This window comes from Streptomyces sp. AC550_RSS872 (assembly GCF_019049285.1).
Taxonomy (GTDB): domain Bacteria; phylum Actinomycetota; class Actinomycetes; order Streptomycetales; family Streptomycetaceae; genus Streptomyces.
Genome location: NZ_JAGMUL010000207.1, coordinates 43,050 through 64,802 on the forward strand (window position 1 = coordinate 43,050; position 21,753 = coordinate 64,802).

18 protein-coding genes are annotated in these 21,753 nt (G+C 70.9%); 7 read left to right on the plus strand and 11 right to left on the minus strand.

What is annotated here, in order from left to right:
- Positions 1-186 precede the first annotated feature (186 nt).
- The 3 genes from KUM44_RS43080 to KUM44_RS43090 all read left to right on the plus strand — a co-directional run bounded on the left by KUM44_RS43080 (position 187) and on the right by KUM44_RS43090 (position 2,413).
- Complete coding sequence (locus tag KUM44_RS43080; RefSeq protein ID WP_217215211.1) at positions 187-921, plus strand: transcriptional regulator; 735 nt, start codon at positions 187-189, stop codon at positions 919-921.
- A complete protein-coding gene (locus tag KUM44_RS43085) occupies positions 918-1,895 on the plus strand; it encodes a pyridoxal-phosphate dependent enzyme (protein ID WP_217215212.1) in 978 nt (325 codons plus the stop codon). The genes KUM44_RS43080 and KUM44_RS43085 overlap by 4 nt, the downstream gene beginning before the upstream one ends.
- 155 nt (positions 1,896-2,050) lie before the next feature.
- Positions 2,051-2,413, plus strand: a complete 363-nt coding sequence (locus tag KUM44_RS43090; RefSeq protein ID WP_217215213.1) for a cupin domain-containing protein — start codon at positions 2,051-2,053, stop codon at positions 2,411-2,413.
- Between the two features lie 210 nt (positions 2,414-2,623).
- On the opposite strand, the gene KUM44_RS43095 is transcribed toward KUM44_RS43090, so the two are convergent.
- From KUM44_RS43095 to KUM44_RS43115, 5 genes are all read right to left on the minus strand, one after another.
- On the minus strand, positions 2,624-3,598 hold the full coding sequence (locus tag KUM44_RS43095) for an NAD(P)-dependent alcohol dehydrogenase (RefSeq protein ID WP_217215214.1): 975 nt from the start codon (positions 3,596-3,598) through the stop codon (positions 2,624-2,626).
- Between the two features lie 141 nt (positions 3,599-3,739).
- Positions 3,740-5,104, minus strand: coding sequence for a VWA domain-containing protein (locus tag KUM44_RS43100; protein WP_217215215.1), 1,365 nt, complete (start codon positions 5,102-5,104; stop codon positions 3,740-3,742).
- A complete protein-coding gene (locus KUM44_RS43105; protein WP_217215289.1) occupies positions 5,101-5,958 on the minus strand; it encodes a MoxR family ATPase in 858 nt (285 codons plus the stop codon). Before KUM44_RS43105 ends, KUM44_RS43100 begins: the two co-directional genes overlap by 4 nt.
- A 139-nt stretch (positions 5,959-6,097) precedes the next feature.
- Positions 6,098-7,408 (minus strand): FtsX-like permease family protein, encoded by a 1,311-nt coding sequence (locus KUM44_RS43110; RefSeq protein ID WP_217215216.1) that lies wholly within the window; start codon positions 7,406-7,408, stop codon positions 6,098-6,100.
- A gap of 3 nt (positions 7,409-7,411) precedes the next feature.
- Positions 7,412-8,197 (minus strand): ABC transporter ATP-binding protein, encoded by a 786-nt coding sequence (locus tag KUM44_RS43115; RefSeq protein WP_374202128.1) that lies wholly within the window; start codon positions 8,195-8,197, stop codon positions 7,412-7,414.
- Positions 8,198-8,484: 287 nt separating this feature from the next.
- On the opposite strand from KUM44_RS43115, the gene KUM44_RS43120 reads away from it, so the two are divergent.
- Entirely contained in the window at positions 8,485-10,023 is a 1,539-nt protein-coding gene (locus KUM44_RS43120; RefSeq protein ID WP_217215218.1) for an FAD-dependent oxidoreductase, read from the plus strand.
- A 12-nt stretch (positions 10,024-10,035) separates the two neighbouring features.
- On the opposite strand, the gene KUM44_RS43125 is transcribed toward KUM44_RS43120, so the two are convergent.
- The 6 genes from KUM44_RS43125 to rhaI all read right to left on the minus strand — a co-directional run bounded on the left by KUM44_RS43125 (position 10,036) and on the right by rhaI (position 17,825).
- A complete protein-coding gene (locus tag KUM44_RS43125) occupies positions 10,036-10,689 on the minus strand; it encodes a lactate utilization protein C (RefSeq protein ID WP_217215219.1) in 654 nt (217 codons plus the stop codon).
- Positions 10,686-12,173, minus strand: a complete 1,488-nt coding sequence (locus KUM44_RS43130) for a LutB/LldF family L-lactate oxidation iron-sulfur protein (RefSeq protein ID WP_217215220.1) — start codon at positions 12,171-12,173, stop codon at positions 10,686-10,688. The genes KUM44_RS43125 and KUM44_RS43130 overlap by 4 nt, the downstream gene beginning before the upstream one ends.
- Complete coding sequence (locus tag KUM44_RS43135) at positions 12,170-12,925, minus strand: (Fe-S)-binding protein (protein ID WP_217215221.1); 756 nt, start codon at positions 12,923-12,925, stop codon at positions 12,170-12,172. The genes KUM44_RS43130 and KUM44_RS43135 overlap by 4 nt, the downstream gene beginning before the upstream one ends.
- Before the next feature lie 105 nt (positions 12,926-13,030).
- On the minus strand, positions 13,031-14,479 hold the full coding sequence (locus KUM44_RS43140) for a rhamnulokinase family protein (protein ID WP_217215222.1): 1,449 nt from the start codon (positions 14,477-14,479) through the stop codon (positions 13,031-13,033).
- The gene (locus KUM44_RS43145; protein WP_217215223.1) at positions 14,476-16,515 is read right to left on the minus strand and encodes a bifunctional aldolase/short-chain dehydrogenase; all 2,040 of its coding nucleotides are present in this window, start codon (positions 16,513-16,515) and stop codon (positions 14,476-14,478) included. The genes KUM44_RS43140 and KUM44_RS43145 overlap by 4 nt, the downstream gene beginning before the upstream one ends.
- A 149-nt stretch (positions 16,516-16,664) precedes the next feature.
- Positions 16,665-17,825, minus strand: a complete 1,161-nt coding sequence (rhaI, locus tag KUM44_RS43150; RefSeq protein ID WP_217215224.1) for an L-rhamnose isomerase — start codon at positions 17,823-17,825, stop codon at positions 16,665-16,667.
- 293 nt (positions 17,826-18,118) lie between these two features.
- On the opposite strand from rhaI, the gene KUM44_RS43155 reads away from it, so the two are divergent.
- The 3 genes from KUM44_RS43155 to KUM44_RS43165 are packed head-to-tail and all read left to right on the plus strand — an operon-like array spanning position 18,119 to position 21,670.
- Complete coding sequence (locus tag KUM44_RS43155; RefSeq protein ID WP_217215225.1) at positions 18,119-19,636, plus strand: sugar ABC transporter ATP-binding protein; 1,518 nt, start codon at positions 18,119-18,121, stop codon at positions 19,634-19,636.
- Positions 19,633-20,673, plus strand: a complete 1,041-nt coding sequence (locus KUM44_RS43160) for an ABC transporter permease (RefSeq protein WP_217215226.1) — start codon at positions 19,633-19,635, stop codon at positions 20,671-20,673. The genes KUM44_RS43155 and KUM44_RS43160 overlap by 4 nt, the downstream gene beginning before the upstream one ends.
- Complete coding sequence (locus tag KUM44_RS43165) at positions 20,666-21,670, plus strand: ABC transporter permease (protein WP_217215227.1); 1,005 nt, start codon at positions 20,666-20,668, stop codon at positions 21,668-21,670. Before KUM44_RS43160 ends, KUM44_RS43165 begins: the two co-directional genes overlap by 8 nt.
- Positions 21,671-21,753: the final 83 nt, after the last annotated feature.

Genomic DNA, 21,753 nt, shown 5'->3' on the forward strand with positions numbered 1-21,753 from the left:
TGCCTGCCTCTGGAGATGCGTCGACGGTGCCCACCCAGGGGCCCGGGGATCTGCGCGACCAGCCCACGACGACCCGCAGCCCGGCTCCAGGCCATGGCCCTCGAGTCACGATTGGACTGCCAGTACAGAATCTGGACGTGTAGTCTAGGTCGTGCCCCGATGGACCGGAGCCGACAGGAGTGGGCGATGACGGCCGAGCAGCCCCTGCAAGCCGAGCGGGACGCAATCGTCGACGCCCTGAGACCGGTCGTCGACGGACTCGCGGCCACGTTCGGCCCGATGTGCGAGGTGGTCCTGCACGACTACCGGCAGCCGGACCGGTCCGTCGTCGCCGTGGCCGGTTCGGTGACCGGCCGGACCGTGGGCGGGGCGATGAGCGAGATCGGCATGCGGATCGTCGCGCGCGGCGACGACGCCGGCGACGAGCTGAACTACGTCACCCGTACCCGCAACGGCCGACTGGTCAAGGCGTCCACCATGGTGCTGCGGGACTCGACGGGCACCGTGTTCGGGGCCCTGTGCGTCAACCTGGACGTCACCGCCGTCAACGACGCCCACGCGCTGCTCGGCGCGCTCGCCGGCGTCGGCACCCTCAAAACCAGCGGCGCCACCTCGGCCGACGTGCCGGTCACCGCCTTCGGCAACGACATCGACTCCGTCGTCGACGCCATCCTCGACGCCCACCAGCTCCGGCAGAACGGGAGTTGGGCAGGGCTCGACCGGGCCGGGCGCCTGGAGCTGTTCCGCGGCCTGGACGAGCGGGGCGTGTTCGCCGTGCGCCGCGCGATCGAGCAGGTCGCGGCACGACTGGGCATCTCCCGCGCGTCCGCCTACAGCTATCTGTCGCAGGCGCGCGCCGAGGCCGCGACGGCGACGAACGGGGCCGCGACCGACACGACACCCTCTGGAGGACACGCGTGACGACCACCACCCCACCGGTCACCCTCGACGACGTGCGCGACGCCGCCGCACGGCTCAAGGGCGTGGCCCACCACACCCCGGTGCTGCGCTCGCGCACGCTCGACGCCCTCGTCGGAGCCGAGGTCTTCCTCAAGTGCGAGAACTTCCAGCGCATGGGCGCCTTCAAGTTCCGCGGCGCCTACAACGCGGCCTCCCGGCTCACTCCGGAGCAGCTCGCGGGCGGCATCGCCGCCTACTCCTCCGGGAACCACGCCCAGGCCGTGGCCCTGGCCGCCCGTGAACTCGGCACCACTGCCGTCATCGTCATGCCCGAGGACGCCCCGCCGTCGAAGCGGGCCGCGACCTACGGCTACGGCGCCGAGATCGTCACCTACGACCGCTACACCGGCGACCGTGTCGCCATCGCCGAGGCCCTGGCCGCCGAGCGGGGCCTCACCGTCATCCCGCCGTACGAGCACCCGCACATCATGGCCGGACAGGGCACGGCCGCGCTTGAACTCCTCGAGGAAGTGGGGGAGTTGGGGGCGATGCTGGCGCCCGTCGGCGGCGGCGGGCTCATCGCCGGGACCTCCACTGTGGCCAAGGGGCTGCACCCGGGCATCCGGGTGATCGGCGTCGAACCGGAGACCGGGGACGACACCAAGCGATCCCTGGAGGCGGGCCGGCGCGTCAGCATCCCGGTGCCGCACACCATCGCCGACGGCCAGGCCCTGCACACACCCGGCGAGCTCACCTTCTCGGTCAACCAGCGGCTCGTCGACGAGATCGCGCTGGTCGGGGACGACGAGATCCGGGACGCGATGCGGTTCGCCTTCGAACGACTGAAGATCGTCGTGGAGCCGAGCGGCGCCACCCCGCTGGCCGCCCTGCTCACCGGCCGCGCGGGCGCGCTGCCGCGCCGCGTCGGTGTGATCGTCTCCGGCGGCAACATCGACGCGGAGCGCTTCGCCGAGCTCTGCGGGAAGCGGGACTGAGGACCGGTTCTCGGAGCGCGTGTCCCTCGGTTGGCGGCCCCGGATGGACGGGCGGACGATTGAGTAGTAGGAGACCGGCCACCGACGGCGGTGTCCAGGGCCGCCGGGGCGACCGGCCCCGGCCGCGCTGGGGCGCGGCCGGAAGGGAGCGCGTCATGTTGGAAGTGAAGACGCTCGACAAGCCTGACGAGCGGCGTGATTTCCCCCACGGCCACATGGAAGCCGTCCATATGTCGGACCTCGACTTCGCCGTGGCAACCTTCGAGCCCGGCTGGCGCTGGACTCAGGACGTGGCCCCGATCGCGGGCACGGACACCTGTCAGATGCACCACAACGGCTACGTACTCCGAGGCCGTATGCGCATCCGAATGGACGACGGTGGTGAGAGCGAGGTCGGCCCCGGCGACGTCTTCGTCGTCTCACCCGGACACGACGCCTGGGTCCTGGGCGACGAGCCGGTCGTGGTCTGTGACTTCCAGGGACAGACGGCGAGGGAGTTCGCGAAGAAGAACGACTAGGCCCTGTCGTTTGGATCAGCCCGGCTGTGAGGCGCGGCTCCTTTCAGCCGACCCGAGCGGGGCCTGGTGGGTGCAGCTGCAAGGCGGAGGAGGGCGCCAACGCGGAGCGTTGGCAACCGACGACAACGCCGCAGATGCGCGTGCCAGGCCCCGCGACGCCGGGGTGATCCAAACGACAGGGCCTAGCCCAGGCCGGCCCACGCCGGCACCTCACACGGTGACGACCACCTTCGCGCGCGCGTGCTCCACCTCCACGTACCGGATCGCCTCGGCCGCCTCGCTCAGCGGATACGTGCGTTCGACGACCGGGGCGATCTTCCCGGACTCGGTGAGTTCGCGCAGCGCCGCGAGGTTCGCCCTGCTCTGCCGGGCCGGGAGTTCGAGCAGCCGCTGGCGGGCGAAGGGCGCGGCCAGCCGCCTCCTGAAGAAGAGCCCCATGGGTCCGACGAAGCTGCCGCCCTCGTACACGCCGCCGCCGGACAGCACGAGCGTGCCGGTGGGAGCGAGCGCGCGCCGGAACCCGGCCAGTGAGTGGTTGCCCACCAGGTCCAGCACGACGTCGTACCGCCGGCCGCCCCGGGTGAAGTCCTCCAGCCTGTAGTCGATGACCTGGTCCGCGCCGAGGGAGCGGACCAGGTCCACGTTCCGCGTGCTGCACACCGCCGTCACCTGCGCGCCGTAGGCCTTGGCGAGCTGCACGGCGAACGTCCCCACCCCGCCCGACGCGCCGTTGACCAGGACCGACTGGCCGCTCCGCACCCGGGCCACGTCCCGCAGGCCGATGAGTGCGGTGTTCCCCGCCAGGGGTATCGCCGCCGCCTGCTCGAAGGTCAGGTTGGCCGGCTTCGGGCCCACCAGGCCGTCCTTGGCGCACACGTACTCCGCGAACGCGCCGTCCGCCTCGCCGTACACCTCGTCGCCGGGCCTGAGCCCCGAGACCCCGGCGCCCACCGCCTCCACCAGGCCCGCGAAGTCCCGGCCCCGCACGGGCGCCTTGGGCCTTCGGAACCCCATCATCGTGCGACCGATCACCGGGTCGCCGTGCATGAGGTGCCAGTCGTACGCGTTGACCGAGGCCGCGTGCACCCGCACCAGCACCTCGTCGGCCCCCGGCTCCGGCCGGTCGATGTCCCTGAACTCCAGGACGTCCGCCGAGCCGTACCGATCCTGCATCACTGCCTTCATGGGATCCCCCTCCGCTCCCGCCGAGCGTAGGAAGTCCACCGCGCGCCGGCCATCGGGGACGAACCCTGATTTTCTCCGGGGTCCGGCCCTCTCCTCGCCCTGAGCGTCGCCGCCCAGGCCCGCGACCGGATCACCTCGTGGTCACACCGGCAACAGCCGCGCCACCAACGCACTGAGCTGCCGGGCCGTACGGCACTCGTGCATCTCGACCAGCTCGGCGTAGTCGGGCGCGGCGGAGTCGCCCGTGCCCCAGCGGGAGCGCTGCTCGGGGTTCAACCAGTAGACCCGGCGCGCACGTTCGGAGATCTGTCGTACGGCCGGCAGGTTCGGGTCGCTCATGTTGGTACGGGCGTCGCCGAGGACGAACACGGTCGTGCGCGGGCCGACCGTGTCGCCGTAGCGCTCGGCGAACTCGCCCAGCGCCAGGCCGTAGTCGCTGCTGCCGTGATAGCCCGTGAGCGTGGCCTCCGCCTCGATCCGGGCGCCGAGCCCCTCGGGGTCGGCGCTGCCGTGTTCGAGCAGCTGGGTCACCTCGTCGATCCGGTTGACGAACGCGAACACCCGCACCTTGCTGAACTGGTCGTGCAACGCCTGCACCAGCAGCATCGTGAAGTCCGAGAACCCGGACACCGAGCCCGACACATCGCACAGCAGCACCAGTTCGGGGCGGATCGGACGGCGGCGGCGCAGTACCGGCTTCATCGGCACACCGCCCGTCGACAGCGACCCGCGCAGAGTCCGCCGTAGATCGATCGAGCCCCGGGAGGCTCGGCGGCGACGGGCGGCGAGACGGGTCGCCAGCTTGCGGGCGAGCGGCTGAACAGTCCTGCGCAGTTCGGCCAGTTGGGCCTTCCCGGCGAACAGGAAGTCCAGCCGGTCGGCGGTCGGAGTCACCGCGCGCCGGGCGATCTCGTCCCGGCCCCGCCGCTCGGCCACCCGACGCCGCGCCTCCGCGGCCACCAGCACCCGGAACGCCTCGATACGCCGGCGGATCTCGTCCTCGAGCAGCCGGTCGGTGAACCCCGAACTGCCGCCCCGCCCACGGATGTCGTCACGCACGCGGGCGAAGAGGGTCTGCGGGCGCAGCCGTTCGAGCGTCTGGTACGACGACCAGCCGTCCGACTCCGGAGAGGAGCCGTATCCCCCGAAACCGTCGACGGCCTCGACCGCCAGCCGCGCCATCATCGCCCCGTCGTCGGCGGTCAGGGCGTCCGCCAGCCGGTCGCGGAGATCCTCCCGGCCCGCGGTCCGCTGCTCAGGGCCGCCGACGCCGCGCGGGAAGTAGAGGTCGAAGACCGGGTCGAACACCGGCCGTTGACCGGGGCCGTGCAACAGCGTCGCCGCCAGCCCTTCGCGCAGCAGCTCCCGGTCCGTGAGGCCGAGCGCCTGCACCGCCTGTGCCGCGTCCACCGTCTCGCCGGTGCCGATCCGGACGCCGTGCGCGCGCAGAGCCGCGACGAACGACGTCAGCCGCTTTGCGACCCCCGCCCCCGCGGGCGTGGTCACAGGGCGTCCAGGTCGAGCTTGGCGGAGGCCTTGAGAACGTCGTCCTGGTGCTTGAGGAGGACGCCGAGCGTGTCCCGTACGACGGTCTCGTCCAGAGTGCCGGCGCCGAGCGCGAGCAGGGTGCGCGCCCAGTCGATGGTCTCGGCGACCGACGGCACCTTGCGCAGGTCCATCGCCCGCAGCGCGCCCACGACCCGTACGACCGAGCGGGCCAGCGCCTCGTCGAGGCCCGGCACCTTCAGCCGTACGATCCGCCGCTCCAACTCCTCCTCCGGGAAGCCGATGTGCAGGAACAGACAGCGGCGACGCAGCGCCTCGGACAGTTCCCGGCTCGCGTTGGAGGTGAGGACGACGAACGGGCGGCGCGTCGCGGTGATCGTGCCCAGTTCCGGGACGGTGACCTGGAAGTCGCTGAGCACCTCCAGGAGCAGGCCCTCCACCTCGACGTCCGCCTTGTCGGTCTCGTCGATCAGGAGCACCTTGGGGTCGTCGCCCCGGATGGCCGTCAGCAGCGGCCGGGTGAGCAGGAACTCCTCGCTGAAGATGTCCGTGCGCGTCTCGTCCCAGGTCTCGTCACGGCCCGCGCTGATGCGCAGCAGCTGCTTGGCGTGGTTCCACTCGTACAGCGCCCGGGACTCGTCGACCCCCTCGTAGCACTGGAGGCGCACGAGCCGCGCCCCGGCGACCTCGGCCACGGCCTTGGCCAGCTCGGTCTTGCCGACTCCGGCCGGGCCCTCCACCAGGAGCGGCTTGCCGAGGCGGTCGGCGAGGAAGACGGTCGTGGCGACCGCGGGCGAGGCGAGATAGCCGGTCCCGGCCAGACGTGCGGAGACGTCGTCGACGGAAGTGAACAACGGGGCCTCCAGCTCGGCGGCTACGGTCGGGGCGTGCGGGACGAGCAGCGCGGGCATATCTAAGCGCTTGTTCACCGATGATGTCATGGAGGTTCCGCGCATCGGAAGGTGGTAGACCGATCGGTTTCCCCGCGTCCTCTCACGATGCCACCGCGACCGCCCTCACCGCCGGCGTCCGCAGCATCCGCCGCGCCGTGGTCAGGCTCGTCCCCAGCGTCACCGACGCCCCCACCGCGACCACCGCGCCCCCGATGCCGTAGACCTCGCCCGGCAGCGCACCGTCCGAGCGGACCATCGTGAACGGGACGATGCCGGCCAGTGCCGCGGCCAGGCCGAGGAGTGCTCCGGTGGCGGTAAGGATCAGGGTCTCGGCGCCCACCGTCCCGAGGACCTGACCCGGGGTGGCCCCCGCCAGGCGCTGCTGGCCGAACTCCCGCGCCCGATAACTGGTCGCCGCGTACAGCGAGTTGACCAGCATCACACAGACGAAGACCACGATGATGCCGACGACCGTGAAGTTGAGCGTCTCCAGGTTCCTGGCGTCGATCGACTTCGTCAGGCCCGAGGCGGCCACGGCGTCGCTCTCCACCGCCTGCATGGTGAGCGTGGCTGTGGCGACCGCCGTGAACAGGATCAGCGACATCAGGATCCCGGCCAGATGACCGGCCCGCTCCCGCAGGTTCCGTACGGCCAGCCAGCCGCTCGCGCCGTTCAGCGGCAGCCGGTCCAGCACGGCCTCCAGCAGTCGCGGCGCCATCAGCGCGCAGCCCACCGACAGCAGGATGGCCCCATAGGCGGGCGGTGCCATCAGGGCCGCGTCCGTCGCCGAGAACACGAACGTGGAGGAGGCCGACGCGGTGCCGGTGAGCAGCGCGGCGTACGCGAGGAACTTCCGTGCCCCGCCCCGCCGTTCACGCCCGCGTGTCGCGCGCCGTACGGCCAGGAAGGCGGCGCCCGCCGACGCGAGCAGCGTGATGCCGATGCCCGTCAGGAGCGCGATCGGGCCGAAGGAGGGGGCCACGGACTCGGCCACCTGGCCGCTGTCCTGGAACACCTCCAGCAGCGCCCGGCCACCCAGCATCGCCGGGCCGATCGCCAGCGCCGCGCCCACCAGGGCCACGACCACCGCCTCGCCGACCACCATCCGCTGGAGCTGCGCGGGAGTCGCCCCCGAGCAGCGCAGCAGATCCAGCTCGGCCGCGCGTTGCCGGACGTTGACCGTCAGGGCGGAGGCGACGGCGAAGAAGACCAGCAGGGTGCCGTAGCCGCCGACCACGCCCGCGGCGGTGGACAGCGTCTGCGCGCCGGCCGAGTCCACTCCGTCCTGAGCCGCCGTGTCGTGCATCGAGTTGAACGTCATGATGATCGCCGCGCCCAGGAACGCGGACAGCAGCGTCGCGAGGAACCGCCCGGGACGGTGCCGTATCGACCGCAAGGCCAGCAGGAACATCGCTCACACCCCCATCGCGACGTCGTCGCCCAGGTGCGCGAGGCGTTCGGCCACCGCGTCCGCCGTCGGGGCCTCCAGCCGGCCCGCCAACCTGCCGTCCGCCAGGAACAGCACCGAGTCCGCGTAGGAGGCGGCGACGGGGTCGTGGGTCACCATCACCACGGTCCGGCCCTGCACCCGCACCGCCTGCTGGAGCAACAGCAGCACATCACGCGCGCTACGGGTGTCCAGGGCGCCCGTCGGCTCGTCCGCGAAGATCACCCGGGGTTCCGTCACGAGCGCGCGGGCGATGGCGACGCGCTGACGCTGACCGCCGGACAGCTGGCCGGGGCGGTGCCCGAGCCGGTCGCCGAGGCCGACCGAGGCCAGCACCTCCTTGGCGCGCCCACGGTCGACGCGCTGCCCGGCGAGCTTGAGCGGCAGCACCGTGTTCTGCGCGACGGTGAGCGTCTCCAACAGGTTGTACTGCTGGAACACGAACCCGATCCGACCACGCCGGAACTTCGTCAACTCGGCCTCGCCGCCCCCGGTCAGCTCGGCACCGTCCACGCACACGATGCCGCTGTCGGGCCGGTCCAGACCGGCCGCGCAGTGCAACAACGTGGTCTTGCCGGAACCCGAAGGCCCCATCACCGCGGTGAACGTGCCCCGCCCCAGCCCGAGGGTGACCCCGTCCAGAGCGGTCACGGCGCTGTCCTGCGCGCCGTAGGTCTTGGTGACCTTGACCAACCGGAGCGCCTCGGCGGCCGGTCCCCTGTCGTGCGTCCGTCGCGAGCCTGCGCGCACCATGGTCATCACTCCCCGTCCGGCACTCCCTGTGCCCTGCGCAAGACGCTACGGAGCAGACGCCCCGACCACAGGGGGCGCAGGACCCGTAATGCCAGGTGTACTTGACGACACCCCGGGTCGCGTCGCGGCGCGGCGCCGGAAGCACGGTAAGAGTGTCTTGAACGGTTTCAATTCGAGGGCGGGACCGCGAGCTGCCGGCTGCCGTCCGGCCGTCACCAGGTGACCTGCGCTCTGGGCTGACCTGCGGTCCCTCGTGTGACGGAGCCGGTGCGGGGAACTCGGCCGCCATGGACGAGCCGACCCGCACCCACCCGTCGTACTGGATCGAGACGGCACCACCCGGCGACCTCGCACCCCCGCCGGACGGCGATCTCACGGTCGACGTCGCCGTCGTGGGTGCGGGCATCGCCGGGATCGCCACCGCCTGGGAACTGGCCCGGCGGGGGCACGGTGTCGCCCTGCTGGAGGCGGACCGGGTCGCCGCCGGCGTCACCGGGCACACCACCGCCAAGCTCACCGCCCAGCACACCCTGATCTACGACCGGCTCCGGCGCACCCGCGGCAAGCACGGCGCCCATCTGTACGCGGCCTCCCAGACGGACGCGATCCGGCATGCCGCCGAGGTCGTGGACGAGTTCGGCATCGACTGCGACTGGGAGGAGACGGCGGCCTACACCTACGCCGAGGACGGCGACCGTACCGACGAACTGCGGGCGGAGGCCGACGCGGCCCGGGAGGCGGGCCTGGCCGCCGAGTACGTGACCGACACGGACCTGCCGTATCCGGTGGCGGGCGCGGTGCGCGTCGCGGGGCAGGCGCAGTTCCACCCCCGCAAGTACCTGCTGGCGCTGGTCGCCGACCTCGAACGCCTCGGCGGGCAGGTGCACGAGCACACGCGCGTGGTCGGTCTCTCCGAGGGCGAACCCTGCGTGCTGACTACCGAGGACGGGGTGAAGGTCAGGGCCGGGACCGTCGTGGTCGCCACCCATTACCCGATCTTCGATCGCGCCCTGCTGTTCACCCGCCTCTCGACGCGCCGGGAACTGGTGGTCGCCGCCCCCGTCGACGCGGCCGCCGCACCCCGCGGCATGTACATCACCCCAGAGCAGAACACCCGCTCGGTGCGCACGGCGCCCTACGCGGACGGCCGACGGCTGCTCATCGTCACCGGCGAGCACTTCACCCCGGGCACGGGCGGCGATGTCGAGGCACGCGTCAAGGACCTGTCCGGCTGGGCGACGGACCGCTTCGGCGAACTCACCTTCACCCACCGATGGGCCACCCAGGACAACGACTCCACCGACTCCGTACCGCTCGTCGGCCCCCTGCACCCCGCCGGCCGCCACTGCTACGTGGCCACCGGCTTCGGTGGCTGGGGCCTGAGCAGCGGCCTCATGGCGGGCCGGCTGCTCTGCGATCTGATCACCGGCCGCGAGAACCCGTGGAGCGGCCTGTACGACCCCGGCCGGGTGCTGTCCGTCGTCCGCGAGGGAAAGGGCTTCGTCAAGCACCAGGCCGACGTGGCACGCCATTTCGTCGGCGACCGGCTCCAGCACCTGCCGGGCCCCTCGGCCCGCTCGGTGGACGACATCGCCCCCGGCGACGGCGCCGTCGTCCACGTGTCCGGCAAGCGCTGCGCCGTCCACCGCGACGGGGACGGAAACGTGCACGCCGTCTCCGCGAAGTGCACCCACCTGGGCTGCCTGGTCGCCTTCAACCGCGCGGAACGGGCCTGGGAGTGCCCGTGCCACGGCTCCCGCTTCGACCCCGACGGCCGAGTCGTCCAAGGCCCCGCCGTACGGCCGTTGGAACGGCGCGACCTCTGAGCCGGCGCGCCCTCAGTCGCCGACCAGGACGACCTCCAGGGTGCGCGGGCCGTGCACCCCCTCGACCCGGTCCAGCTCGATGTCGCTGGTCGCCGAAGGCCCGGAGATCCACGTCAACGGGCGGGTGGGATCGAGGCGTTCGAGGGCCTGCGGGACGGACGACACGACCTGCTCGGGGACCCGTACGACACAGATGTGATGGTCGGGGACGAGCGTGATGCGGCGCCGACCCTGGTCGGGGGAGCCATCCAGGACGAGGGTGCCGGTCTCGGCGATGGCGAGCGCGCAGCCGGTGACCACGCTCTCGACCTCGTCGAGTTCGTGCGGCGTACTCACCGCGCGGTCATGGACGCGGGTGGGATCGGCGGCCGACATCCATTCTGGAGGCAGCCCCGGCGGGACAAGCACATACTGAGGCCCGCGTTCGGCGAGCAACCGCATGATCAGGTAAGGCAGTTCCTCCGTGGTCGTACGGTGCACGATCGCCCGGTAGTCCGCCAGATTCCCGGCCAGCAACTCGACCGTCTCGGCGACACTCCGCTCCCCGTGCTCACGCAGATAGTCGCGCGGCACCGCCCGCTCGTACGCCGTCTCCTCGCGCTCCGTGTCCGGTACGTCGGCCAGCGCCCGCCGCACCCGGCCCAGGATCCGTTCCCTGCTGCTCACTTGGCACCGTCCTTTCCGCCCTGCGTCCGCTGCCACCAGTCCCGGAACGGCTCCGCGGGCACCGTCGGCAGATCCCGGGTCCCGCTCCACGCCTTGCCCGGTCCGGGCAGCGTGCGCGGATGCATGCGGCGGGTGCGCGAGGCGAGCCGCTGCCCGGTCCGCAGGGCGCCCGGGTGGCTGAACGCCCAGCGTGCCGCCCGCATCGCGGCCCGCTCGGCGGCATGCCCCTTCGCCGGCTTCAGCACCACCTTGTTGCCGTTCGCGGTCACCTGACCGCCCTCGACGACCCGCTCCCGCAGATGCACCAGCACCTCGGGGATGTCGATGGCGACGGGGCACACCTCGTAGCAGGCGCCGCACAGCGACGACGCGTACGGCAGCGAGGCGTCGATCTCGCTTGAGACGCCCCTCAGTTGAGGGCTGAGGATGGCGCCGATGGGGCCAGGGTAGACCGAGCCGTAGGCGTGCCCGCCCGCACGCTCGTACACCGGGCAGACGTTGAGGCAGGCCGAGCAGCGGATGCAGCGCAGGGCCTGGCGGCCGACCTCGTCGGCGAGGGTGTCCGTGCGGCCGTTGTCGAGCAGGACCAGGTGGAAGGTCCGCGGTCCGTCGGCCGTTCCGGCGTCGGTCGTGCCGGTCCACATGGACGTGTACGGGTTCATCCGCTCGGCGGTGGAGGAGCGGGGGAGGGTCTGGAGGAACACCTCCAGGTCCTGCCAGGTCGGCACGATCTTCTCGATGCCGACGACCGAGATCAGCGTCTCGGGCAGCGTCAGACACATCCGCCCGTTGCCCTCGGACTCCACGACGACCATCGTGCCGGTCTCGGCGACCATGAAGTTGGCGCCGGAGATGCCGACCTTGGCGCGCAGGAACTTCTCGCGGAGGTGCAGCCGGGCGGCTTCGGCGAGTTCGGCGGGCGTGTCGGTCAGGCCTTCCGGAGCCGGACGGCCCCACTTGCTCATCTCGCCCCGGAAGATGTCGCGGATCTCGCCCCGGTTGCGGTGGATCGCCGGGACGAGGATGTGCGAGGGGCGGTCCTTGCCCAGCTGCACGATCAGCTCGGCGAGGTCGGTCTCGTAGGCACGGATGCCCTCGGCTTCGAGGGCCTCGTTGAGCCCGATCTCCTGCGTGGCCATCGACTTGACCTTGACGACCTCTGACTCGCCGGTCATCTTGACGAGTCGGGTCACGATCTCGTTCGCCTCGTCGGCGTCCGCGGCCCAGTGGACCGTGCCGCCCGCCGCCGTGACCGACTCCTCCAACTGCACGAGATACCCGTCGAGATGACGCAGCGTGTGGTCCTTGATCCGTTTCCCGGCCTCCCGCAGCTCGGCCCAGTCGGACACCTCCGTGACGGCCTTGGCCCGTTTGCCGCGGATGGTGTGCGTGGCGTGGCGCAGATTGCCGCGCAGGGTCGTGTCGTGGACGGCCTCGTGCGCGGCCTTCGGAAACGCCGGCATCCCGACGAATGTCCCACTCATGCCGCCGACTCCTCCTCCGTGCTCGCCAGGATCTCCGCGATGTGCACCGGCCGCATGCCGGTGCGCAGGCGCGCCATCGTGCCGCCGATGTGCATCAGACACGAGTTGTCGGCCGCACAGAGCACTTCGGCGCCCGTGGACTCGGCGTTGCGTACCTTGTCCGTGCCCATCGCCGCCGAGACATCGGCGTTCTTCAGCGCGAAGGTGCCGCCGAACCCGCAGCACTCCTCGGCACCCGGCAGCTCCACCAACTCCAGCCCCTTGACGGCCTGGAGGAGCCGCCGGGGCCGGTCGGCGAGGCCCAGCCCGCGCAGACCGTGACAGGTCGGGTGGTAGGTCACCTTGTGCGGGTAGTAGGCGCCCACGTCCGTCACCCCCAGCACGTCCACCAGGAACTCCGTCAGCTCGTACGTCTTCGGCACCACCGGTGCCAGGGTGGCCGCGAGTGTGTCCCCGCGCCCCTCGGCCCGGGCGCGCTCACCCATCCGCGGATACAGCTCGCGCACCATCGCCCCGCACGATCCGGAGGGGGTGACGATCGCCTCGTACTCCCCGAAGACATCGGAGAAATGCCTGGCGAGCGGCTCGGCCTCATGGCGGTAGCCGGTGTTGTAGTGGGCCTGTCCGCAGCAGGTCTGGGCCATCGGGAAGTCGACGTCGACGCCCAGCCTGGTCAGCAGTTTCACCACGGCGCGGCCGGTATCCGGATAGAGCGTGTCGTTGACACAGGTCAGGAACAGGGCGACACGCATCGCGGCTCCTTGTGATCGATCATCGGATGAGTGCAGGGTAGTGCGGGCACGCGGTCCGGGGGAGACCCCGCTCACTGTCGAGTGAGTCTCCCCCTTGGGTGAGGTTCACCCCCGGGCGAGCCGGGCCTCCGCCTCGCTCCAGCGCGCCGCGTCCCCCTGAGGCTCGTACCGGGTCAGCGGCTGCGTACGGGTGAGCAGACGCCGCCCGTCGGCGAGATCGCCGACCAGCCCGTGGGTCCGCGCCTGGACCAGGACGTTCCCGAGAGCGGCGGCCTCGGTCGGGCCGGCCACCACAGGCAGCCCGCACGCGTCGGCGGTCAGCCGGCACAGCAGGGCGTTACGCGTACCGCCCCCGACGACGTGCACGACGTCGACCGGATGGTCGGCCAGCCGCTGGGCGTCGGCAATCGCCCTGCGATGGGCGAGGGCGAGCGAGTCCAGGATGCAGCGCGTGATCTCGGCGGGCGAGACGGGCACCGGCTGCCCCGAGGTGCGGCACGCCTCGGCGATCCGCTCCGGCATCCGCCCCGGCGCCAGGAACGCCGCGTCCCCCGCGTCCACGACCGACCGCAGCGCCGGCACCTTGGCGGCGTCGAGCAGCAGCGCGCCCAGATCGGGCTCGCCCCAGGCCCGTACGCACTCCTGGAGCAGCCACAGCCCCATGATGTTGCGCAGATACCGGACCGTGCCGTCCAGCCCCAGCTCGTTGGTGAAGTTGGCGGCCCTGCTCTCCTCGGTCAGAACGGGGGCGTTCAGCTCAAGGCCGGCCAGTGACCATGTGCCGGTGCAGATGTACGCGAACCGCTCGCCGTCGGCCGGGACTGCGGCCACGGCGGACGCGGTGTCGTGCGAACCGACCGCCGTCACCGGCACCGGCCCGCTCAGCCCGGTCTCCTCCAGCACCTCGCCGCGCAGCATCCCAGCGGGATCGCCGGGCTGCCGCAGCGGTGCGAACAGGCCGAGGTCGATGCCCAGCCGCGAGGCGACGTCGTACGACCAGTCCCGCGTCCGCGGATCGATCAGCTGGGTGGTGGAGGCGTTGGTCAGCTCGGTGCCCTGCTCGCCGGTGAGCCAGTACGTCAGCAGATCCGGGACGAGCAACAGCCGTTCGGCGTAAGACAGTTGAGTGGAACCCCGGGCGGCCGCCAGCTGGTACAGGGTGTTGAAGGGGGCGTACTGCAACCCGGTGGCGCCGTACAGCTCCGCCGCCGGGACGGTCGCCCACACCTTCTGCGCGACCCCCTCCGTGCGGGAGTCGCGATAGTGCACGGGATTGCCGAGCAGCGCCCCGTCGGCGTCCAGCAGCCCGTAGTCCACGGCCCAGCTGTCGATGCCGACGGAGTCGACCTGCCCGGCCGCCCGCAGCCCGTCCAGCAGTCCCGCGTACAGCCCGAGCACGTCCCAGCGCAGCCCCTCCGGCAGGCGCACCGGCCGGTTCGGGAAGCGGTGGGCCTCGCTCAGCTCCAGCGAGTCCGGGCCGACGCGGCCGACCATGACACGCCCGCTGGAGGCGCCCAGGTCGACCGCGGCGTACGACTTCACGCCCGTGCTCATCGCAGGAAGGCGGCCGCGACGCCGGCGTCGACCGGGATGTGCAGCCCGGTGGTGTGCGTCAGGTCCCCGCCGGTCAGGGCGAACACGGCGTTCGCGACATGGTCCGGCAGCACCTCGCGCTTGAGGATGGTGCGCTGGGCGTAGAACTCGCCCAGCTTCTCCTCCTCGACCCCGTACACGGCGGCCCGCTTGGCTCCCCAGCCACCGGCGAAGATCCCGGACCCCCGCACGACACCGTCCGGGTTGATCCCGTTGACACGGATGCCGTGCTCACCCAGCTCGGCGGCCAGCAGCCGCACCTGGTGAGCCTGGTCGGCCTTGGTGGCCGAGTAGGCGATGTTGTTGGGTCCGGCGAAGACGGCGTTCTTGGAGGCGATGTAGACGATGTCGCCCCCCAGCTCCTGAGCGATCATCACGCGCGCGGCTTCCCTCGACACGAGGAACGAACCGCGCGCCATGATGTCGTGCTGGAGGTCCCAGTCCTTGGCCGAGGTCTCCAGCAACGGCTTGGAGATGGAGATTCCGGCGTTGTTGACGACCAGATCCACACCGCCGAAGGCGAGCACGGCAGCCTTGAACGCGTCGGCGATCTGCTCCTCGGACGTGACGTCCACGGCCACCGCGACGGCCTTGTCCGGCCCGCCCAGCTCCTCGGCGACGGCCTGGGCGTTGTCGGAGTTGAGATCGGCGACGACCACACACGCGCCCTCGGCGACGAGCCGCTGTGCGATGGCCTTCCCGATCCCGCTGCCGGCCCCGGTCACCAGGGCGACCCGGGTCGCGAGCGGCTTGGGCTCGGGCATCCGCTGAAGCTTGGCCTCCTCCAGCGCCCAGTACTCGATCCGGAACTTCTCGGACTCCTCGATGGGCGCGTAAGTGGAGACGGCCTCGGCCCCGCGCATCACATTGATGGCGTTGACATAGAACTCACCCGCGACCCGCGCGGTCTGCTTGTCCTTGCCGAAGCTGAACATGCCGACGCCCGGAACCAGCACGATCGCCGGGTCGGCGCCCCGCATGGCGGGGGAGTCGGGCAGGGCGTGCCGCTGGTAGTAGGCGGCGTACTCCTCGCGGTACTCGGCGTGCAGCTCCTTCAGCCGGGCGACGACCTCGTCGAGCGGCGCGGTCGGCGGCAGATCCAGCACCAGCGGCCGTACCTTGGTCCGCAGGAAGTGATCGGGGCAGGACGTCCCCAGCGCGGCCAGCCGAGGATGCTCGGCCCGCGCCAGGAACTCCAGCACCGCGTCGGAGTCGTTGAAGTGCCCGACCTGAGCCCTGTCCTGCGAGGCAATCGCGCGCACATACGGCGCCAGCGCCGCCGCCCGCTCCCGCCGCTCGCCCTCGGCCAGAGCCTCGTATCCCTCGACGACGCTTCCGAAGGGCTCGGCCTTCCCCTTCTCCTCCAGGAACTTCTCGGCGGTCCGGATGATGTGCAGCGAGTTCCGCTCGCACTGCTCGGAGGTGTCGCCCCACGCGGTGATCCCGTGCCCACCGAGGATGCACCCGATGGCCTGCGGGTTCGCCTCCTTCACGGCGGCGATGTCCAGCCCGAGCCGGAACCCGGGCCGCCGCCACGGCACCCACACCACGCTGTCCCCGAAACACTCGGCGGTCAGCTTCTCCCCGTCGGCGGCACAGGCTAGCGCGATACCGGAGTCGGGATGCAGATGATCGACATGCGCCGCCTCGACGAGCCCGTGCATGGCGGTGTCGATGGACGGAGCCGCCCCACCCTTCCCGTGCAGGCAGTAGTCGAAGGCGGCGACCATCTCGTCCTCACGCTCGACCCCCGGGTAGACATCGACCAGCGCCCGCATCCGATCCAGCCGCAACACGGCGAGCCCGGCCTCGGTGAGCGTCCCGAGGTCACCCCCGGACCCCTTGACCCACATCAGCTCGACGTCACCACCGGTGACGGGATCGGTGCCGGTGCCCTTGGCGGACGCGTTTCCGCCGGCGTAGTTCGTGTTGCGGGGGTCGGAGCCGAGCCGGTGGGATCGGGAGAGGAGAGCGGCGGCCTCGGGATGGGTTGCCATGAACGTCCAGTCCTTATGAGAGAGGGGAAGTGCACTTACCTAGGGGCGCGGGGCTGTGCTGAACTTGCGGCTACCGCCGCGTGGGCGCGATCGGCCACAGACGGCCCGCAGCCTGCAACCGGTCGAACCCGGCAGACGAGACGCAGTAATCACGCCCCCCACCCGGCCTGCTCCCCACCAACCCGCTCCGCCACGATCTTCTCGGCCCACCCGGACCGGCGGTACGCGGCAATGGGGTCGCCATCGAGTCCCATCTCCCCCCGCACCTCGGCCAGCAACGGCCGCACATCCGTGTTGTACGCGTCCATCAGCACGGCATTGGCCTCCAGCACATCACCAGAGGCCTGCGCCGCGGCCAACGCCGACCGGTCGACCAGCAACGCCTTCGCCGTGGCCTCCTGCACATTCATCACCGACCGGATGATCGCCGGAATCTTCGCCTCGATGTTGTGACACTGGTCGAGCATGAACGCGACGTCGGGCGAGAACCCACCCCCACGCACGACCTCGTACATGATCCGGAACAACTGGAACGGATCCGCGGCCCCCACCATCAGGTCGTCGTCCGCGTAGAACCGCGAGTTGAAGTCGAACCCCCCGAGCTTGCCCTCCCGCAGCAGCGTGGCGACGATGAACTCGATGTTGGTCCCCGGCGCATGGTGCCCGGTGTCGACCACGACCTGCGCCTTCTCGCCGAGCTTCAGGCAGTGCGCATACGCCGTCCCCCAGTCCGGGACGTCCGTGGAGTAGAAGGCCGGCTCGAAGAACTTGTACTCCAGCAGCATCCGCTGCCCGTCCCCGAGCCGCTCGTACACCTCGGCCAGCCCTTCGGCCAGCCGCTCCTGCCGCGCCCGAAGGTCGTCCTGCCCGGGATAGTTCGTGCCGTCCGCGAACCACAGCTTCAGATCGGCGGAGCCCGTCGCATCCATGATGTCGACGCACTCCAGCAGATGATCGACGGCCTTGCGCCGCACCGCCGCGTCCGGGTGGCAGATGCTGCCCAGCTTGTAGTCGTCGTCCTGGAAGGTGTTGGAGTTGATCGCGCCCAGCTTCACGCCACGCTCTTCGGCGAACTTGGCCAGCGCCGCGTAGTCGTCGACCTTGTCCCAGGGGATGTGCAGGGCGACGGTGGGCGCGACACCCGTGAACGCGTGCACCTGGGCCGCGTCCTCCAGCTTCTCCCGCGGCGTGCGGGGCACGCCCTGCTGGGCGAACACCTTGAACCGCGTCCCCGAGTTCCCGTACGCCCACGACGGCGTTTCGACTGCCTGGGTCTTGAGTGCGGCCTTCACCGCGGCGAGCTCGGTCACTGAGGGCTCCTGTGACGTCGGGACGGAAGTCGGACGGTAGTCGGACGGTAGACATCTGAACCGTCTCGCCGTGAAACGATTCAAGACGGGAACGTATGAGTCGCCCGAAGGGGTGTCAACCCCCGCAGTCAAGGCTGATTCTCGTGACTCCCTCGTGACCTTTGTTCATCGAAACTTTTTCGACACGGACCCATTGACGTGACATGCACTCCGTGCCTAACGTCCCGGCAACCAAGTTGAAACCTTTCACGACGTCGAGAGGGCCGTCCCGCCGGCGTCGTCGAGGAGCCCCCATGACCCACCCGTCCACCACGGGTCCGGCCCCGGTTCTGGCGCTCAGGGACATCTCGAAGTCCTTCGGCGCGGTCCGTGCCCTGCGGGACGTCTCCCTGGAGCTGTTTCCCGGGGAGGTGCACGCCCTCGCCGGAGAGAACGGCGCGGGCAAGTCGACCCTCATCAAGACCCTCGCCGGGGTGCATCGGCCGGACGCCGGCCAGGTGCTGCTCGACGGTGAGCCGGTTGTCTTCCACGGCCCCGGCGACGCCCGCGACGCCGGCATCGCCGTCATCTACCAGGAGCCGACTCTCTTCCCCGACCTGTCGATCGCCGAGAACATCTTCATGAGCCGCCGGCCACGGCGCGCGCTCGGCCGGATCGACCACAAGGCCACCCACGACGCGACCTTGGCCCTGATGCGGCGCCTGGGCGTCGAGCTCGACCCCGACCGCCCCGCGCGCGGCCTGTCCATCGCCGACCAGCAGATCGTCGAGATCGCCAAGGCGCTCTCCTTCGACGCCCGCGTCCTCATCATGGACGAGCCGACCGCCGCCCTCACCGGCAGCGAGGTCGCCCGGCTCTTCGGGGTCGTCCGCACCCTGCGCGAGCAGGGCGCCGCCGTCCTGTTCATCTCGCACCGGCTGGAGGAGATCTTCCGGATCTGCAAGCGGGTCACCACCCTGCGGGACGGCGCCTGGATCGCCAGCGAGCCGCTGGCCGGCATGACCGAGGACGACCTCGTCCGCCGGATGGTCGGCCGTGACCTCGACGAGCTGTACCCCAAGCAGGACGTGAAGCCGGGCGAGGTCGCCCTGAGCGTGCGCCGGCTGACCCGCGAAGGCGTCTTCACCGACGTCTCCTTCGACGTACGGCGCGGCGAGATCGTCGGCCTCGCGGGACTGGTCGGCGCCGGCCGTACCGAGGTCGCCCGGGCCGTGTTCGGCATCGACCGCTGGGACGCCGGGGAGGTCGAGGTGGACGGTCGCAAGCTCACCAATGGCGCCCCGTCCACCGCCATGGCCTCCGGCCTCGCCCTGGTCCCCGAGGACCGGCGTGCGCAGGGTCTGGTGATGGACATGTCCATCGAGCGCAACATCGGCCTCACCGGCCTTCGTACCACCGTCAGGGCCGGGCTGATGGACCGCGGCGCCGAACGCAGCCGCTCCCTCGACTGGGCCGTCAAGCTCCAGGTCAAGTACGCGCGGATCGCCGACACCGTGAACACCCTGTCCGGCGGAAACCAGCAGAAGGTCGTCCTCGCCAAGTGGCTCGCCACCGGCCCGAGGGTGCTGATCGTCGACGAGCCCACCCGCGGTATCGACGTCGGCACCAAGGCCGAGGTGCACCGGCTGCTCAGCGAGCTGGCCGCCGACGGCGTGGCCGTCCTGATGATCTCCTCCGACCTGCCCGAGATCCTCGGCATGGCCGACCGCGTGCTCGTGATGCACGAGGGCCGCCTGACCGCCGAGATCCCCCGCTCCGAAGCCACCGAGGAAACCGTGATGGCCGCAGCAACGGGGAGGGCCGCCGCATGACGGTGACCACTCCCGACGAGGCACCTGTCACCGACGTACCCAAGTCCAGCGGCACCCGCCTCGTCGACCGCGTCTTCAAGATGCGCGAACTCGCCATCCTGGCCGTCTTCCTGGTGATGATCGTCGTCACCCAGCTCGGCAACAGCCAGTTCCTCACCGAGCAGGGCATCAAGGACCTGCTGCTGAACGCGACGATCCTCGTCCTGGTCGCCACGGGCCAGTCCCTGGTGGTGATCACCAGGAACGTCGACCTCTCCGTCGGCTCCACGCTCGGCGTCAGCGCCTTCGCCGCCGGTACCTATCTCCAGGGCGGCGGCAACCCGGTGGTCGCCGTGCTGCTGGCGATCCTCATGGGCGTCGGCTTCGGCCTGCTGAACGGCCTGCTCGTCAGCCTCGGCCAGGTGCCGGCGCTGGTGGTCACCCTCGGCACGCTCTACATCATCCGCGGCATCGACTCCATCTGGGTCGGCTCCCGCCAGATCACCGCGGCCGACCTGCCGGACGGCTTCGTCGACTTCGGCTCCGGTGGCATCTCCGCGGTGCCCTGGCTGGCGCTGATCGCCGTCGCCGTCCTGGTGGCCACCGCGTACTACCTCAAGCACTACGGCAGCGGCCGCGAGCTGTACGCCCTCGGCTCCAACCCCGAGGCCGCCCGCCTCGCCGGCATCCCCGTCCGCAAGCGGATCCTCGCCGCGTACACCTTCTGCGGTGCGCTCGCCGGACTCGCGGGCGCCATGTACCTGGCCCGGTTCGGCAACGTCGACTCCGGCACCGGCAACGGCTATGAACTCACCGTCGTCAGCGCGGTCGTGGTCGGCGGCGTCGTCTTCACCGGCGGCTCCGGCAGCGTCTACGGCGCGGCACTCGGCGCACTGCTGCTGACCTCCATCAACAGCGTGCTGCCCGCCCTCGGCGTCAGCTCCGTCTGGGTCCTCGCCATCAACGGCATCCTGCTCATCCTCGCCATCGCGGTCGACCGGATCGTCGCGCTGCGCGTGGCCAACGCACTGAAGAAGAGGAACGCCCGCCATGGCTGACTTCTCCCTGAGCCGAGCGATCCGCTGGTCCGCCTTGAAAAGGTGGGATTCAGCCGTCGGCGCGCTGCTGATCGTCGTGCTCCTGCTGTCCTTCGGAACGGTCGACGGTTTCGGGAACGCCCTCAACCTGTCGTTCCTGATCGGAAACACCCTTCCGATCGCGATGATCGCCCTGCCGATGACGCTCCTGGTCGTCTCGGGCGAGATCGATCTCTCGGTCGCCTCCACCGCCGGTCTCTCCGGCGCCGTGATGGGCGCCCTGTGGAACCAGGGCATGACGATCGAGACGATCATCCCGGTCTGCCTGGCGCTCGGTGTGGTGTGCGGACTGATCAACGGTCTGCTGGTGACCAGGCTGGGACTGCCGTCGCTCGCCGTCACCATCGGCACCCTCGCCGCCTACCGGGGCATCGCACAGATCGTGCTCGGCTCCGACGCGGTGACCGACTTCCCCACCCAGTACCTGGACTTCGCGGCCGGACGCATCGGCGACACCTTCATCCCGTACGCCCTCCTGCCCTTCCTGGTCCTGCTCGCCGTCGCCGTGGTCGCGCTGCACGCCACCCCGTTCGGACGGTCGCTGTTCGCGATCGGCGCGAGCGAGGAGGCGGCGCGGTTCGCCGGGATCCGCGTCAGGCGGCAGAAGCTGATCCTGTTCACGGTGACGGGGCTGATGGCCTCGCTCACCGGGATCTTCTGGGCGCTGCATTACGCGAGCGCTCGCTATGACAACGCCACCGGGCTTGAACTGTCGGTCGTGGCTGCCGTGTTGCTCGGCGGTATCGACTTCGACGGGGGCAAGGGCACGTTGGGCGGTGCGATTGCGGGAGTGTTCCTGCTCGGCGCGCTGCAAAACGTCATGAGCCTCCAGGACGTCTCCGCCCAGTCGCAGATCGTCGTCACCGGCGTACTGCTGGTCCTGTCCGTGCTCGGCCCCCGGGTCGCTCGGCAGATCTCCGTCGCCAGGGCCGGGCGCAGAGCGCAAGCGCTCCGCTAGCAAGGCCGTCTTCCGTCTTCCGGCCGTATGTGGCTGGTCGCGCAGTTCCCCGCGCCCCTTTGGGGCGCGTCACACTCACCTTC

Excerpts from the sequence above, each read along its gene's own strand:
- KUM44_RS43080 (WP_217215211.1), top strand. The coding sequence starts at position 187 with ATGACGGCCGAGCAGCCCCTGCAAGCCGAGCGGGACGCAATCGTCGAC.
- KUM44_RS43090 (WP_217215213.1), top strand. The coding sequence starts at position 2,051 with ATGTTGGAAGTGAAGACGCTCGACAAGCCTGACGAGCGGCGTGATTTC.
- KUM44_RS43095 (WP_217215214.1), bottom strand. The coding sequence starts at position 3,598 with ATGAAGGCAGTGATGCAGGATCGGTACGGCTCGGCGGACGTCCTGGAG.
- KUM44_RS43110 (WP_217215216.1), bottom strand. The coding sequence starts at position 7,408 with ATGTTCCTGCTGGCCTTGCGGTCGATACGGCACCGTCCCGGGCGGTTC.
- KUM44_RS43115 (WP_374202128.1), bottom strand. The coding sequence starts at position 8,197 with ATGGTGCGCGCAGGCTCGCGACGGACGCACGACAGGGGACCGGCCGCC.
- KUM44_RS43120 (WP_217215218.1), top strand. The coding sequence starts at position 8,485 with ATGGACGAGCCGACCCGCACCCACCCGTCGTACTGGATCGAGACGGCA.
- KUM44_RS43130 (WP_217215220.1), bottom strand. The coding sequence starts at position 12,173 with ATGAGTGGGACATTCGTCGGGATGCCGGCGTTTCCGAAGGCCGCGCAC.
- KUM44_RS43135 (WP_217215221.1), bottom strand. The coding sequence starts at position 12,925 with ATGCGTGTCGCCCTGTTCCTGACCTGTGTCAACGACACGCTCTATCCG.
- KUM44_RS43140 (WP_217215222.1), bottom strand. The coding sequence starts at position 14,479 with ATGAGCACGGGCGTGAAGTCGTACGCCGCGGTCGACCTGGGCGCCTCC.
- KUM44_RS43145 (WP_217215223.1), bottom strand. The coding sequence starts at position 16,515 with ATGGCAACCCATCCCGAGGCCGCCGCTCTCCTCTCCCGATCCCACCGG.
- KUM44_RS43155 (WP_217215225.1), top strand. The coding sequence starts at position 18,119 with ATGACCCACCCGTCCACCACGGGTCCGGCCCCGGTTCTGGCGCTCAGG.
- KUM44_RS43160 (WP_217215226.1), top strand. The coding sequence starts at position 19,633 with ATGACGGTGACCACTCCCGACGAGGCACCTGTCACCGACGTACCCAAG.
- KUM44_RS43165 (WP_217215227.1), top strand. The coding sequence starts at position 20,666 with ATGGCTGACTTCTCCCTGAGCCGAGCGATCCGCTGGTCCGCCTTGAAA.